Consider the following 13958-nt stretch of genomic DNA (forward strand, 5'->3'; position numbering starts at 1 on the left):
AGAAGGCTCCACTGATGACCGCACCCGTCTTCATCGTCGACACCGCCCGACTGGCCGCCGCCGCACCCGGCGCCGTGGTCCGGCTGGACGGCGCCGAGGGGCGGCACGCCGTCGCCGTGAAGCGGCTGGAGGCGGGCGAGGCGGTCACCCTGACCGACGGCCTGGGCCTGGGAGCCTTCGGCACCGTCGCCGCGGTGCACGGCAAGGACGCGCTCGACGTCACCGTGGCCGAGCTGCGCGCCGAGCCCGAGCCGAGCCCCCGGATCACCGTGGTGCAGGCGCTCCCCAAGGGCGACCGCGGCGAGCTCGCCGTGGAGACCATGACCGAGGTCGGGGTGGACGCGGTGATCCCCTGGTCGGCGTCCCGCTGCATCACCCAGTGGAAGGGCGATCGCGGCGCCAAGGCGCTGGCCAAGTGGCGGGCCACCGCCCGGGAGGCCGGCAAGCAGTCCCGCCGGCTGCGCTTCCCCGAGGTGGGCGAGCCGATGACGACCCGTCAACTGGCGCCGCTGCTGGCCCGGGCGGCGTTCGCGGCGGTGCTGCACGAGGAGGGCGCCGAGCCGCTGGCCGCCGCCGAGCTGCCGACCGCCGGGGAGATCGTGCTGGTGGTCGGCCCGGAGGGCGGGGTGAGCCCGGAGGAGCTCGCCGCCTTCGCCGAGGCCGGCGCCAAGCCGTACCGGTTGGGCCCCTCGGTGCTGCGCACCTCCACCGCCGGGGTGGCCGCCGGGGCGCTGCTGCTCGGGCGGACCGGCCGCTGGGCCTGACCGTTCGCCGACCGCCTGGACCGGCTCCCGGGAATCGGTGGTCCCGGGCCCCACGGGGTGCATAACCTGACCGGGTGACGGACACCGAGAGCACCTCCACCGGCGGCGCCTACCTGCGCCATCCCCATCTGCACGGCGACCTGGTGACCTTCGTCGCCGAGGACGACGTCTGGCTCGCACCGCTCGACGGCGGCCGCGCCTGGCGGCTGACCGCCGACCGCTCACCGGTCTCCCACCCGCGCTTCTCGCCCGACGGCCGCACCATCGCCTGGACCGCCAGCCGGGACGGCTCCGCCGAGATCCACGCGGCCTCGGTGGACGGCGGCGAGGCCCGCCGCCTGACCCACTGGGGCAGCACCAGCCGCACCCTGCTGCGCGGCTGGACCAAGGACGGCGAACCGGTCGCGATCACCTCCGCCGGCCAGCCGACCAGCCGTCAGGCCTGGGCCTTCGCCGTGCCGCTGGACGGCGGCAGCCCGCGCAAGCTGCCCTACGGCCCGATCGGCAACCTGGCCTTCGCCCCCGACTCGGACGGCGTCCTGCTGCTCTCCGCCTACTCGCTGGAGCCGGCCCGCTGGAAGCGCTACCGGGGCGGCACCGCGGGCAAGTTGTGGATCGGCAGCACTGGGGGCACCTCCCGGCCGGAGGCTGGGGGAGGAGAGTTCCACCGGATCCACCAGGAGCTGGACGGCAACATCGAGTCCCCGCTCTGGGTAGGCGACCGCATCGCCTTCCTCAGCGACCACGAGGGCTGCGGCCACCTCTACTCCAGCCGCCCCGACGGCACCGACCTGCGCCGCCACACCCCGGACGGCGACTTCTACGCCCGGGGTGCCGGCACCGACGGCACCCGGGTGGTCTGGCACAGCGCCGGCGACCTGTGGCTGCTGGACAGCCTGGACGCGGACGCCGCTCCGCGCCGGCTGGAGGTCACCCCGGCCGGCCCGCGCAGTGGCCGCCGCCGCTACCCGCTGTCCGCCGCCGGCCGGGTGGAGACCGCCGCCCCGGACGCCACCGCCAGGGCCGCCGCCGTGGTGGTGCGCGGCGGCGTGCACTGGCTGACCCACCGGGAGGGGCCGGCCCGGGTGCTGTCCGAGACGCCCGGCGTGCGGGCCCGGCTGGCCCGGGTGGTCCCGCCCGTCGACGAGGACGGCCCGCAGGGCGCGCTCTGGGTGACCGACGCGGAGGGTGACGACGCCCTGGAGTACGCCCCGGAGGTGCTCGGAGCGGAGCGCCGCCGACTGGCCGCAGGCCGGCTCGGCCGGGTGCTCTCCCTGGTGATCGCCCCGGACGGCCGTCGGGCTGCGGTGGCCGCGCACGACGGCCGGGTGCTGCTGGTGGGCCTGGGCGACGACACGGTGCGCGAGCTGGCGCACAGCCGGGACGGCGAGGTCAGCGGCCTGGTCTTCGCCCCGGAGTCGGACTGGCTGGCCTGGTCGCAGCCGGGCCTGGGCGGGTCGGTGCGGCAGATCATGCTCGCCGAGATCGCCACCGGCACCGTCGCCGAGGCCACTCCGCAGCGCTTCGTCGACACCTCCCCGGCCTTCACCGCGGACGGCAGGCACCTGGCCTTCCTGTCGGTGCGCAACTTCGACCCGGTCTACGACGCGCACAGCTTCGACCTGGGGTTCCCGACCGGCGCCCGCCCCTACCTGCTGACCCTGGCGGCCGACACGCCGTCGCCGTTCGGTCCGCAGCGGCTGGGCCGCCCGGTCGACGGTGAGGACGACAAGCCCGCTGCCAAGCCGGAGAAGGCCGGGGGCGACTCGACCGAGGAGGCCGCGGCGGAGCCCGCCGGCACCGTGGTCGACCTGGACGGGCTGGCCGACCGGATCGTGGCGTTCCCGGTCGAGGGCGGCCGGTTCGGCACCCTGCGGGCCGCCAAGGACGGCCTGCTGTGGACCAGGTACCCGGTGGTCGGCATGCTCGGCGACGACGCCGCCACCCCCGAGGACGAGCGCCCCGGCCCGGTGCTGGAGCGCTTCGACCTGCGCAAGCTGCGGGCCGAGCAGCTGGTGGACAGCCTGGACACCTTCCAGGTGAGCGGCGACGGCAGCCGGCTGGCGGTGCTGGACGGCGGCGAGCTGCGGATCGTCCCCGCCGACCGCAAGGCCGGCGAGGACGACGAGGCCGGGGTCGACCTGGCCCGGTTGCGGATCACCGTGGACCCGGCGGCCGAGTGGCGGCAGATGTTCGACGAGAACGGCCGCCTGATGCGCGACAACTACTGGCGGGCCGACCTGGGCGGCTTCGACTGGGCGGGCGCGCTGGCCAGGTACCGCCCGCTGGTGGAGCGGCTCGGTTCGCACGACGACCTGGTCGACCTGCTCTGGGAGGTGGTCGGCGAGCTGGGCACCTCGCACTCCTACGTCTCGCCGCCCGGCCGCGGCGGTTTCGGCTCGCGTCCGCAGGGCCTGCTCGGCGCCGACCTGGAGCGCGACGGCGACGTCTGGCGGATCGCCCGGATCCTGCCCGGGGAGTCCTCCGACCCGCGGGCCCGCTCCCCGCTGGCCCAGCCCGGGGTGGCGATCCGCCCGGGCGACGCGCTGCTCGCGGTGGACGGCCGACCGGTCGACCCGGTGACCGGACCGGCTCCGCTGCTGGCCGGAACGGCAGGCCAGCCGGTCGAGTTGACGGTCCGTCAGAAAGACGGCACGGTGCGCCACCCGGTGGCCGTGCCGGTCGCCAGTGACGAGGCGCTGCGCTACCACGACTGGGTGGCCGGGCGGCGGGCCGCGGTCCGTGAACTCTCCGGTGGCCGGCTCGGCTACCTGCACGTGCCGGACATGATGAGCGCCGGCTGGGCCCAACTCCACCGCGACCTGCGGGTGGAGGTGGCCAGGGAGGGCCTGCTGGTGGACCTGCGCGGCAACAGCGGCGGGCACACCTCGCAGCTGATCATCGAGAAGCTCGCCCGGCGGATCGTCGGCTGGGGGGTGGCCCGCGACATGGCCACCGCGGAGAGCTACCCGAACGACGCCCCGCGCGGCCCGGTGGTGGCGCTGGCCGACGAGCACTCCGGCTCGGACGGCGACATCGTCAACGCGGCGATCCAGGCGCTCGGCATCGGTCCGGTGGTCGGCACCCGCACCTGGGGCGGCGTGATCGGCATCGACAGCCGCTACAGCCTGGTCGACGGCACCGGGGTCACCCAGCCCAAGTACGCGATCTGGATCGAGGGTTACGGCTGGGGCCTGGAGAACCGCGGGGTCACCCCGGACGTCGAGGTGGAGATCGCCCCGCACCAGTGGGCGGCCGGCGAGGACCCGCAGCTGGCCGAGGCGGTGCGGATCGCGCTCGCCGGGCTCGCCGAGCAGCCGGCCAGGACCCCGCCGGCGCTGCCCTGATCGAAAGGTGCTTCCGGTAGGTTGGCGGATCGTCAGCAACCCATCGCCGACCTACCGGGAGCCCTCCCCATGGCCGACCAGCTCGACCCCGACTGCATCTTCTGCAAGATCGTCGCCGGTGCCATCCCGGCCAGCGTGGTCCGCGAGACCGAGCGCACCCTCGCCTTCCGGGACATCAACCCGCAGGCGCCCACCCATGTGCTGGTCGTCCCCAAGGACCACTACCCGAACGCCGCCACGCTGGCCGCCGGCGACCCGGAGCTCGCCGCCGCCCTGCTGACCGAGGCCGCCGGGGTGGCCGCCGACGAGAAGATCGCCGACCACGGCTACCGGATGATCTTCAACACCGGTGCGGGCGCCGGCCAGACCGTCTTCCACGCCCATGTGCACGTGCTCGGTGGCGCCGCATTCCACGAGGGCATGGTCTGACGGTGTCCAACCGCGAACTCGTCGTCCTCGGCACGGCCAGCCAGGTGCCCACCCGGCACCGCAACCACAACGGCTACCTGCTGCGCTGGGACGGCGAGGGCCTGCTCTTCGACCCGGGCGAGGGCACCCAGCGGCAGATGCTGCACGCCGGGGTCTCGGCCACCGACCTGACCCGGATCTGCGTCACGCACTTCCACGGCGACCACAGCCTTGGCCTGGCCGGGGTGATCCAGCGGATCAACCTGGACAAGGTGCCGCACCCGGTGCACGCCTACTACCCGGCGAGCGGCCAGGTCTACTTCGACCGGCTGCGGCAGGCCACCGCCTACCACCAGACCGCGGAGGTGCCCGAGCACCCGATCCGGTCGTCCGGCCCGGTCCCGGTGCCCGACGCCCCGTTCGTCATGGAGGCGGTGGCGCTCTCCCACCCGGTGGACTCGTACGGCTACCGGCTGATCGAGCCGGGCGGTCGGCGGCTGCTGCCCGAGAAGCTGGCCGAGTTCGGCCTGCGCGGCCCGATCGTCGGGAAGCTGCAGCGGCAGGCCGCCGTCGAGCTGGACGGTCGCACGATCACCCTGGACGAGGTCAGCGAGGTGTACCAGGGGCAGCGGTTCGCCTTCGTGATGGACACCCGGATGTGCGAGGGGGTCGAGCGGCTCGCCGACGGCGCCGACCTGCTGGTGATCGAAGCGACCTTCCTGAACGCCGACGCGCACCTCGCCGAGGAGCACGGCCACCTCACCGCCGCCCAGGCGGCCCGGGTGGCGGCCGCAGCCGGGGTCCGCACCCTGGTGCTCACCCACTTCTCGCAGCGCTACCCCGACCTGGCCGGCCATCTGGCCGAGGCCCGGGAGCACTTCGGCGGCGAGCTGGTGATCGCCGAGGACCTCGCCAGGGTGCCGGTGCCGCGCCGCCGCCGGTGACTGCGAGCGATCGGGGTGCGGCGCGGAAACGGGAAAACGACTGGCATCACTGCGGGCAGTGCCGCACCATCGATCGGGCCGTGCCACAACGAACACCTGCGCGGCGTACCCTGGTGACCCCGGAAGACCGAGCGGCACCCCGAGACCACGGATGGGATGAGGCAGGCCTCAGGGCCGACGTATGAGCGAACCGATGAGTGACACCGCACAGACCAGCGCCCAGGGCGGCGACGGCTTCAGCGCCCGGATCGTGATCCCCGAGAAGCACCCGATGGTCACCCTGCTCGGTGCCACCGACTCCCTCCTGCGGGTGATCGAGCGCTCCTTCCCCGACACCGACATCCACGTCCGCGGCAACGAGGTCACCGCCACCGGTGAGCGGGCCGACATCGCGCTGGTCAAGCAGCTGTTCAACGAGATGATGCTGGTGCTGCGCACCGGCCAGCCGCTGACCGAGGACTCGGTGGAGCGGTCCATCGCGATGCTCAAGAGCGGCGCGGCGGACCCGGGCGGCGCGGTCAGCCCGTCCGCCGTCTTCACCCAGAGCATCCTCTCCAACCGGGGCCGGACCATCCGTCCGAAGACCCTGAACCAGAAGTCCTACGTCGACGCGATCGACAAGCACACCATCACCTTCGGGATCGGCCCGGCCGGCACCGGCAAGACCTACCTGGCGATGGCCAAGGCCGTGCAGGCGCTGCAGGCCAAGGAGGTCAACCGGATCATCCTGACCCGCCCGGCGGTGGAGGCCGGCGAGCGGCTCGGGTTCCTGCCCGGCACCCTCTACGAGAAGATCGACCCGTATCTGCGCCCGCTCTACGACGCGCTGCACGACATGATGGACCCGGACTCGATCCCCCGGCTGATGGCCGCCGGGACCATCGAGGTGGCCCCGCTCGCCTACATGCGCGGCCGCACCCTGAACGACGCCTTCATCATCCTGGACGAGGCGCAGAACACCTCGCCCGAGCAGATCAAGATGTTCCTGACCCGCCTGGGCTTCAACTCCAAGGTCGTGGTCACCGGTGACACCACCCAGATCGACCTGCCGAGCGGCACCCGCAGCGGCCTCAAGGTGGTCCAGGAGATCCTCATGGACATCCCGGACATCCACTTCTCGATCCTGACCAGCACGGATGTGGTCCGCCACAAGCTGGTCGGCCGGATCGTCGACGCCTATGAGCGCTGGGATGCCCAGAACTCCGACGAGGCCGGCCCCGCGCCCCGCAAGGCCGCACCGCGCGGTCCGCGCAGTCGCACCCCCCGACAGCCCCATCGCACCGAAAGCTGAGCCACCCTCCGTCATGTCCATCGACATCGCCAACGAGTCGGGTTGGGAGGCCGACGAAGAGGCCATCCTCGACGTCGCCCGCTACGCCCTCGACAAGATGCGGATCCACCCGCTGTCCGAACTGTCCGTGATCCTGGTGGATGCCGAGGCGATGGAGCAGCTGCACATCCAGTGGATGGACCTGCCCGGTCCGACCGATGTGATGTCGTTCCCGATGGACGAGCTGCGTCCGGGCAAGGAGGACGAGGAGCTGCCGCAGGGCCTGCTCGGCGACATCGTGCTCTGCCCGGAGGTGGCCAAGGCCCAGGGTCTGGCCGCGCCCTCCAAGCACTCCATGGACGAGGAGCTGCAGCTGCTCACCGTCCACGGGGTGCTGCACGTGCTCGGCTACGACCATGAGGAGCCGGAGGAGGAACAGGTGATGTTCGGCCTCCAGAAGCGGATCCTCGACGACTGGCGGGCCGGTCGCGGGCTGTCGGGGATCTCCCCGGCCCCCACCACCCATTGATCTCTGATGAGTGGCGATAGTACGAGTTTTCTGGTCGGCGCGTTCCTGCTGGTCATGCTCGGCTGGCTGGCCGCCTGCGCGGAGGCCGGGATCTCCCGGGTCTCCCGCTTCCGGGCCGAGGAGGCGGTGCGCAGCGGCCGGCGCGGCGCGCAGCGGCTGCTCACCCTGGCCTCGGACCAGGTCCGCTACCTGAACCTGGCCACCCTGATCCGGGTGGCCAGCGAGGTGGCGGCGGCCGTGCTGGTCACCGTGGTCTGCGTGCGCAGCTTCAACGAGACCTGGCAGGGCGTGCTGGTGGCCTTCGGGGTGATGGTGCTGGTCTCCTTCGTGGCGGTCGGCGTCTCCCCGCGCACCATCGGCCGGCAGCACCCGCTGACCACCGCCACCGCGTCCTCCTACGTGCTGCTGCCGCTGGCCCGGATCCTCGGCCCGATCCCGCGGCTGCTGATCCTGCTGGGCAACGCGCTCACCCCGGGCAAGGGCTACCGCGAGGGCCCGTTCGCCTCCGAGGCGGAACTGCGGGCGCTGGTTGACCTGGCCGAGCAGGACGACCTGATCGAGGACGACGAGCGCCGGATGGTGCACTCGGTCTTCGAGCTGGGCGACACCATCGTGCGCGAGGTGATGGTGCCGCGCACCGACCTGGTGATGATCGAACGGCACAAGACGGTCCGTCAGGCGCTCACCCTGGCCCTGCGCTCCGGCTTCTCCCGGATACCGGTGGTCGGGGACAACGAGGACGACGTGGTCGGCATGGTCTACCTCAAGGACCTGGTCCGGCTCACCCACGTCAGCCGGGACGCCGAGGCGGACCTGGTGGACACCGTGATGCGCCCGGCGGTCTTCATCCCGGACAGCAAGCCGGCCGGCGACCTGCTGCGGGAGATGCAGCAGATGCGCTCGCACGTGGCGATCGTGATCGACGAGTACGGCGGCACCGCCGGCCTGGTCACCATCGAGGACATCCTGGAGGAGATCGTCGGGGAGATCACCGACGAGTACGACCGGGAGATCGCGCCGGTGGAGGAACTCGGCGACGGCACCTTCCGGATCACCGCCCGGCTGACGGTCGAGGACCTGGGCGAGCTGTTCGAGATCGGGCTGGAGGACGAGGACGTCGAGACCGTCGGCGGCCTGCTGGCCAAGCACCTGGGCCGGGTGCCGATCCCGGGCTCGTCCTGCGAGATCCCGGTGCCGGAGGACAACCCGGGCCACCTCGTGGCCATCGCCCTGACCGCCGAGAGCTCGGCCGGCCGCCGCAACCGGATCGGCACCGTGGTGGCCGCCCCGGTGCGGCGGGCGGCCGAGGTGGCGGACCCGGAGGACTGACGGACGGTCAGTTCCCCCGCCGCCAGGCGCGCAGCCCGAGGCCGACCGGCACGGCGGTGACCGCCACCACCGCGGCGTCGGCGGCCACGCCCAGCCGCACCCCGGCCAGGGTGGCGGCCGCGAAGGTGTGGCCGGCCGACTCCAGGCTGTCGATCCGGGCTGCGGCCAGGGCGCTGAGCAGCGGGATGCCGACGGTCAGGCCGATCTGCTGGGTGCTGGTGACCAGGCCGGTGGCCAGGCCCTGCTGCCCGGAGGGGCGCCGGATCACGCTGCGCCGGGTGCCGACGGCCGCCTATGCTCGGCCCCATGACTGAGCTTGATCCGGAAGACCAGAAGATCATCACGCTGGCTCGTTCGATCCGGGCCCGCAACGCGGTCGCGGAGGGCGCGGCGGTGCGCGACGAGACCGGGCGCACCTATGTGGCGGGCGCGGTGGTGCTGCCGTCGCTCACGCTGACCGCGGTGCAGACGGCGGTGGCGATGGCCAAGGCGAGCGGCGCCACCGGGCTGGAGGCGGCGGCCGTGGTGACCGAGGCGGGCGAGCCCAACCCGGTCGACCTCGCGGTGGTGCGGGACCTGGGCGGCAGCGGGACCCCGCTGCTGCTGGCCGGGCTGGACGGGGCGCTGCGGTCCCGGGTCGAGGCCTGACACGTGGTGGGGGAGCCCTCCTGTCGGTGAGATCGTCGGATAATCTCACTAGTCATGGGGGCTCTCTCGTTCTTCGCCGCGCTGCTGGCCTTCTTCATGGCCATGGGCCGCTGGCACGAGACCCACTCGGTGCTCTGGGCCAGCGTGTCCGGCGGCATCGCGCTGCTCACCCTGGTCGGCGTGCTGCTGCGCGGCAAGTGACCCGGCACCCGAGCGGCGGCGGTCGGCCGGCCGCGGCCGATCAGGGAGAATGGTGTCCATGAGCGACTCCTCCTTGACCCCGGCAACCCCGTACCGATCAGGCTTCGCGTGCTTCGTCGGCCGCCCCAACGCCGGCAAGTCGACCCTGACCAACGCCCTGGTCGGGACCAAGGTCGCGATCACCTCCGACCGCCCGCAGACCACCCGGCACACCGTGCGCGGCATCGTGCACCGCCCCGACTCCCAGCTCGTCCTGGTCGACACGCCCGGTCTGCACAAGCCCCGCACCCTGCTCGGCGAGCGGCTCAACGACCTGGTCCGCAGCACCTGGGCCGAGGTCGACGTGATCGGTTTCTGCCTCCCCGCCGACCAGAAGCTCGGCCCCGGCGACCGCTTCATCGCCAAGGAACTGGCCGAGATCAAGAAGACCCCCAAGGTCGCCATCGTCACCAAGACCGACCTGGTGGACTCCAAGCGGCTGGCCGAGCAGCTGATCGCGATCCAGCAGCTCGGCACCGACCTGGGCATCGAGTGGGCCGAGATCATCCCGGTGTCGGCCGTCGGTGACAAGCAGGTGGAGCTGGTCGCCGACCTGATCACCAAGCTGCTCCCCAAGGGCCAGCCGCTCTACCCGGACGGCGACCTGACCGACGAGCCCGAGCAGATCATGGTGGCCGAGCTGATCCGCGAGGCCGCGCTCGAAGGCGTCCGGGACGAGCTGCCGCACTCGCTGGCCGTGGTGGTCGAGGAGATGCTGCCGCGCGAGGACCGCCCCGCCGACCGTCCGCTGCTGGACATCCACGCCAACGTCTACATCGAGCGGCAGAGCCAGAAGGCCATCGTGATCGGGGCCAAGGGCGCCCGGCTGAAGCACGTCGGCACCACCGCCCGGAAGCACATCGAGGCCCTGCTCGGCACCCCGGTCTACCTCGATCTGCACGTCAAGGTCGCCAAGGACTGGCAGCGGGACCCCAAGCAGCTGCGCAAGCTGGGGTTCTGAGTCCGTTCCTGAACGCCCGTCAGCCCGCCAGCTCGACGCCCTGGTGCAGCACCAGCGAGATCAGCTCGCGCTGGGAGTCCGTCAGGTTCGGGTCGGCGCAGTACACCGTGCGGCTGTCCACCGTGATCATGTAGTGGTAGCCGTCCGGCACGCCGAAGCCGCGCAACCGTGAGGTGCCGACCACCGCCTCACGGGCCAGCGCGTGCACATGAGGGGCGTCGATCCGGGCCGCCGTGTCCAGCTCGGCCCGGGTGGTGCGTCCGGCGAACCCGCCGCTCCTGGTGACCGCAATGCGCATGGTTGCCAGTCTGCTACGGACAGCGGCGGCTTGCTGGATTTCTCCTGAGTGAACGTCAGGACTTTTCCGAGTGCGTTCACAGGGGCAGGCCGACCTCCTTCCAGGCGCCGGCGACGGCCTCCACCACCGGTCCGTCGCCGAACCGGGCCCGGGCCGCGGCGGCCGTCGCCCGGGCGAACTCGGCGAAGGAGGCGTCCGGGTGCAGCGAGCCGTTGGTGAGGGCGTCGTACCAGACCCGGCCGGCCCGCTCCCAGGCCGCGCCGCCCAGTGCCGCCGCGAGCAGGTGGAAGGCCCGGTTGGGGATGCCGGAGTTGATGTGCACGCCGCCGTCGTCCTCGGTGGTGTGCACGTAGTCGTCCATCGAGCCGGGCTGCGGGTCGCGGCCCAGCCGGGGGTCGTCATAGGCGGTGCCCGGCGCCTTCAGCGAGCGCAGCGCCCGGCCCCGCACGCCCGGCCCGAACAGCCCGGCGCCGATCAGCCAGTCCGCGTCCTCGGCCTGCTGGCCCAGCGCGTGCTGCTTGACCAGGCTGCCGAAGACGTCCGCCACCGATTCGTTGAGCGCCCCGGACTGGCCGTGGTACGCCAGGGCGGCGCTGTACTGCACCACGCCGTGCGTCAGTTCGTGGCCGATCACGTCCACGCAGCCGGTGAAGTCGCCGAACAGCACGCCGTCCCCGTCGCCGATGACCATCCGGGCGCCGTCCCAGAAGGCGTTGTCGTACTTCTCGCCGTAGTGCACGGTCGCCTGCAGCGGCAGCCCCGCGCCGTCCACCGAACGCCGCCCGTAGACCTCCAGCAGCAGGGCCAGGGTCGCGCCCAGGCCGTCGTAGGCCCGGTTGACCGCCGGGTCCGAGGTCGGCGGGCCGCCCTCGGTGCGCACCGTGTGGCCGGGCAGCCGCTCGGCGCGGCCCGCGTCGGCGATGGTGCGCCCGGGGCGGGCGGCGGGGGCGGCCGCGGCCAGGCCGCGGGCCCGGGCGGTGCGCAGGGTGGCGTCGAGGGCGCGGGAGCGCCGGGCGGCCTCGTCACCGAGGTCGGCCAGCCGGTCCAGCAGGTACGGCGGGATGATGGTGCAGAGCTGCGTCATGGCGCACAGCGTCACCGATCACTGACCTGCTGTCACGCACCCGGCCGTCTCAAGGAGTGGAAATGTCGCGGTCTCGGCTTCGGCCTCGCGAAGGGCTGGGTTAGTCTGGCGCCATCATGCACTACCGGCTGCTTCTTCTTAGCTGCCGCGGCGAGGGCCTGTAGGACCGTTCGGAGGCCGGCTCCCTCGCCGCGGGGTTCGTGCATGCGCACTTCGGTGACGTGTTGCGCTCGCACCAGTCGGCCCGTCGGGTGAGGTGTCCCCGACCAGCCAGCATCCGAAGAGAAGCCGAGAGTTCTTCCATGACCGATCAGTTCTCCGTGGCCCGCGCCTTCGTCGACCGTCCGACCCCGATCACCGCGGCCTCCGTGCGCCAGCGGCCCTCCGGGATGCCGTTCCAGCGCTACCTGCCGTTCGGCACCGTCGAGCTGCCGGATCGCACCTGGCCCGGCCAGGTGATCACGAAGGCGCCGCGCTGGCTCTCCACCGACCTGCGGGACGGCAACCAGGCGCTGATCGACCCGATGTCGCCGGCCCGCAAGCGCAAGATGTTCGACCTGCTGGTGTCGATGGGCTACAAGGAGATCGAGGTCGGCTTCCCGGCCTCCGGGGCCACCGACTTCGAGTTCGTCCGGTCGCTGATCGAGCAGGACGCGATCCCCGAGGACGTCACCATCTCGGTGCTGACCCAGGCCCGCGAGGACCTGATCGAGCGCACCGTCGCGTCGCTGGCCGGCGCCCCGCGCGCCACCGTGCACCTCTACAACGCGACCTCGCCGATCTTCCGCCGGGTGGTGTTCAAGGGCAGCCGCCAGGACGTCAAGGCGATCGCGGTGGACGGCACCCGGCTGGTGATGGAGTACGCCGAGAAGCTGCTGGGCGACGAGACCGTCTTCGGCTACCAGTACTCGCCGGAGATCTTCATCGACACCGAGCTGGACTTCGCGCTGGAGGTCTGCGAGGCGGTGATGGACGTCTGGCAGCCCGCCGAGGACCGCGAGATCATCCTCAACCTGCCCACCACGGTGGAGCGTTGCACCCCGAACGTGTACGCGGACATGATCGAGTGGATGTCCCGAAACCTGACCCGCCGTCAGTTCATCGCGCTGTCCACCCACCCGCACAACGACCGCGGCACCGGCGTGGCCTCCGCCGAGCTGGCCGTGATGGCCGGCGCCGACCGGGTCGAGGGCTGCCTGTTCGGACAGGGCGAGCGGACCGGCAACCTGGACCTGGTGAACGTCGGGATGAACCTGTTCTCGCAGGGCGTCGACCCGATGATCGACTTCTCCGACATCGACGAGATCCGGCGTACCTACGAGTACTGCAACCAGATGAACGTCCCGGAGCGCCACCCCTACGCCGGCGACCTGGTCTACACCTCGTTCTCCGGCTCGCACCAGGACGCCATCAAGAAGGGCTTCGACGCCCTGGAGGCGGACGCGGCGGCGGCCGGCGTGCCGGTCGGCGAGTACACCTGGGGCGTGCCCTACCTGCCGATCGACCCCAAGGACGTGGGCCGCAGCTACGAGGCGGTCATCCGGGTCAACTCGCAGTCCGGCAAGGGCGGCATCGCCTACGTGCTGAAGAACGACCACAAGCTGGACCTGCCGCGCCGGATGCAGATCGAGTTCTCGAAGATCATCCAGGCCAAGACCGACGCCGAGGGCGGCGAGGTCACGCCGGCCGACATCTGGGCGGTCTTCCAGGACGAGTACCTGCCCACCCCCGAGAACCCGTGGGGCCGGATCGCACTGCGCGAGCAGCAGGCGCTGACCACCGACGACGGGCGCGACGCGCTGACCGTGGCGGCGCTGGTGGACGGCGTGCAGACCGAGCTGACCGGTTCCGGCAACGGCCCGGTCTCCGCCTTCACCGACGCGCTGGCCGGGATCGGCGTGGACGTGCGAGTACTGGACTACGCCGAGCACGCGCTGAGCGAGGGCGGCGACGCCCAGGCCGCCGCGTACGTGGAGTGCGCGGTGGACGGGCGGGTGCTGTGGGGCGTGGGCATCGACGGCAACACCGTGCGCGCGTCGCTGAAGGCCATCATCAGCGCCGTCAACCGCACCGCGCGCCGGTGACTCGGCTGGGCCCGCTTCACAGGTAGGGCCCAGCTGTGGCCCAGGAAGTGTG

At 72.3% G+C, this 13958-nt stretch carries 14 protein-coding genes; 11 read left to right on the forward strand and 3 right to left on the reverse strand.

Going from position 1 to position 13958, the window contains the following annotated elements:
* Positions 1 to 14 precede the first annotated feature (14 nt).
* The 7 genes from P3T35_RS03775 to P3T35_RS03805 all read left to right on the forward strand — a co-directional run bounded on the left by P3T35_RS03775 (position 15) and on the right by P3T35_RS03805 (position 8591).
* Entirely contained in the window at positions 15 to 764 is a 750-nt protein-coding gene (locus P3T35_RS03775; protein WP_101380252.1) for a 16S rRNA (uracil(1498)-N(3))-methyltransferase, read from the forward strand.
* 74 nt (positions 765 to 838) lie between these two features.
* On the forward strand, positions 839 to 4111 hold the full coding sequence (locus P3T35_RS03780) for a S41 family peptidase (RefSeq protein ID WP_101380251.1): 3273 nt from the start codon (positions 839 to 841) through the stop codon (positions 4109 to 4111).
* Positions 4112 to 4180: 69 nt separating this feature from the next.
* Positions 4181 to 4540, forward strand: coding sequence for a histidine triad nucleotide-binding protein (locus P3T35_RS03785; RefSeq protein ID WP_101380250.1), 360 nt, complete (start codon positions 4181 to 4183; stop codon positions 4538 to 4540).
* 2 nt (positions 4541 to 4542) lie between these two features.
* Entirely contained in the window at positions 4543 to 5463 is a 921-nt protein-coding gene (locus tag P3T35_RS03790) for a ribonuclease Z (protein ID WP_101380249.1), read from the forward strand.
* A gap of 193 nt (positions 5464 to 5656) precedes the next feature.
* Positions 5657 to 6754, forward strand: a complete 1098-nt coding sequence (locus tag P3T35_RS03795; RefSeq protein ID WP_101380248.1) for a PhoH family protein — start codon at positions 5657 to 5659, stop codon at positions 6752 to 6754.
* Positions 6755 to 6767: 13 nt separating this feature from the next.
* Positions 6768 to 7262 carry an rRNA maturation RNase YbeY gene (gene ybeY / locus P3T35_RS03800; RefSeq protein ID WP_101380247.1) on the forward strand — a complete coding sequence of 165 codons (495 nt, stop codon included), beginning with the start codon at positions 6768 to 6770 and terminating at the stop codon, positions 7260 to 7262.
* A gap of 6 nt (positions 7263 to 7268) precedes the next feature.
* Positions 7269 to 8591 (forward strand): hemolysin family protein, encoded by a 1323-nt coding sequence (locus tag P3T35_RS03805; protein ID WP_101380246.1) that lies wholly within the window; start codon positions 7269 to 7271, stop codon positions 8589 to 8591.
* A gap of 7 nt (positions 8592 to 8598) precedes the next feature.
* Here the strand turns inward: P3T35_RS03805 and P3T35_RS03810 are convergent, their stop codons facing one another.
* Positions 8599 to 8859 (reverse strand): hypothetical protein, encoded by a 261-nt coding sequence (locus P3T35_RS03810; protein WP_101380245.1) that lies wholly within the window; start codon positions 8857 to 8859, stop codon positions 8599 to 8601.
* 26 nt (positions 8860 to 8885) lie between these two features.
* On the opposite strand from P3T35_RS03810, the gene P3T35_RS03815 reads away from it, so the two are divergent.
* The 3 genes from P3T35_RS03815 to era are packed head-to-tail and all read left to right on the forward strand — an operon-like array spanning position 8886 to position 10440.
* Complete coding sequence (locus P3T35_RS03815) at positions 8886 to 9239, forward strand: cytidine deaminase (protein ID WP_101380244.1); 354 nt, start codon at positions 8886 to 8888, stop codon at positions 9237 to 9239.
* Between the two features lie 54 nt (positions 9240 to 9293).
* On the forward strand, positions 9294 to 9440 hold the full coding sequence (locus P3T35_RS03820) for a hypothetical protein (RefSeq protein WP_180356439.1): 147 nt from the start codon (positions 9294 to 9296) through the stop codon (positions 9438 to 9440).
* Positions 9441 to 9498: 58 nt separating this feature from the next.
* A complete protein-coding gene (gene era, locus P3T35_RS03825; RefSeq protein ID WP_101380243.1) occupies positions 9499 to 10440 on the forward strand; it encodes a GTPase Era in 942 nt (313 codons plus the stop codon).
* A gap of 19 nt (positions 10441 to 10459) precedes the next feature.
* Here era and P3T35_RS03830 read toward each other — a convergent pair whose 3' ends face one another.
* Together P3T35_RS03830 and P3T35_RS03835 are read right to left on the reverse strand one after the other, a co-directional pair.
* Positions 10460 to 10738 (reverse strand): protealysin inhibitor emfourin, encoded by a 279-nt coding sequence (locus P3T35_RS03830; protein ID WP_101380242.1) that lies wholly within the window; start codon positions 10736 to 10738, stop codon positions 10460 to 10462.
* 76 nt (positions 10739 to 10814) lie between these two features.
* Positions 10815 to 11822: a M4 family metallopeptidase gene (locus P3T35_RS03835; protein ID WP_101380241.1), complete on the reverse strand. Its 1008-nt coding sequence runs from the start codon at positions 11820 to 11822 to the stop codon at positions 10815 to 10817.
* A 302-nt stretch (positions 11823 to 12124) separates the two neighbouring features.
* Between P3T35_RS03835 and leuA the strand changes: the two genes are divergently transcribed.
* Complete coding sequence (gene leuA, locus P3T35_RS03840) at positions 12125 to 13906, forward strand: 2-isopropylmalate synthase (protein ID WP_101380240.1); 1782 nt, start codon at positions 12125 to 12127, stop codon at positions 13904 to 13906.
* Positions 13907 to 13958: the final 52 nt, after the last annotated feature.

The sequence above is a fragment of the Kitasatospora sp. GP30 genome (assembly GCF_029892145.1).
Taxonomy (GTDB): domain Bacteria; phylum Actinomycetota; class Actinomycetes; order Streptomycetales; family Streptomycetaceae; genus Kitasatospora; species Kitasatospora acidiphila.

Excerpts from the sequence above, each read along its gene's own strand:
- P3T35_RS03775 (WP_101380252.1), top strand. The coding sequence starts at position 15 with ATGACCGCACCCGTCTTCATCGTCGACACCGCCCGACTGGCCGCCGCC.
- P3T35_RS03785 (WP_101380250.1), top strand. The coding sequence starts at position 4,181 with ATGGCCGACCAGCTCGACCCCGACTGCATCTTCTGCAAGATCGTCGCC.
- P3T35_RS03795 (WP_101380248.1), top strand. The coding sequence starts at position 5,657 with ATGAGTGACACCGCACAGACCAGCGCCCAGGGCGGCGACGGCTTCAGC.
- ybeY (WP_101380247.1), top strand. The coding sequence starts at position 6,768 with ATGTCCATCGACATCGCCAACGAGTCGGGTTGGGAGGCCGACGAAGAG.
- P3T35_RS03805 (WP_101380246.1), top strand. The coding sequence starts at position 7,269 with ATGAGTGGCGATAGTACGAGTTTTCTGGTCGGCGCGTTCCTGCTGGTC.
- P3T35_RS03815 (WP_101380244.1), top strand. The coding sequence starts at position 8,886 with ATGCTCGGCCCCATGACTGAGCTTGATCCGGAAGACCAGAAGATCATC.
- P3T35_RS03820 (WP_180356439.1), top strand. The coding sequence starts at position 9,294 with ATGGGGGCTCTCTCGTTCTTCGCCGCGCTGCTGGCCTTCTTCATGGCC.
- era (WP_101380243.1), top strand. The coding sequence starts at position 9,499 with ATGAGCGACTCCTCCTTGACCCCGGCAACCCCGTACCGATCAGGCTTC.
- P3T35_RS03830 (WP_101380242.1), bottom strand. The coding sequence starts at position 10,738 with ATGCGCATTGCGGTCACCAGGAGCGGCGGGTTCGCCGGACGCACCACC.
- P3T35_RS03835 (WP_101380241.1), bottom strand. The coding sequence starts at position 11,822 with ATGACGCAGCTCTGCACCATCATCCCGCCGTACCTGCTGGACCGGCTG.
- leuA (WP_101380240.1), top strand. The coding sequence starts at position 12,125 with ATGACCGATCAGTTCTCCGTGGCCCGCGCCTTCGTCGACCGTCCGACC.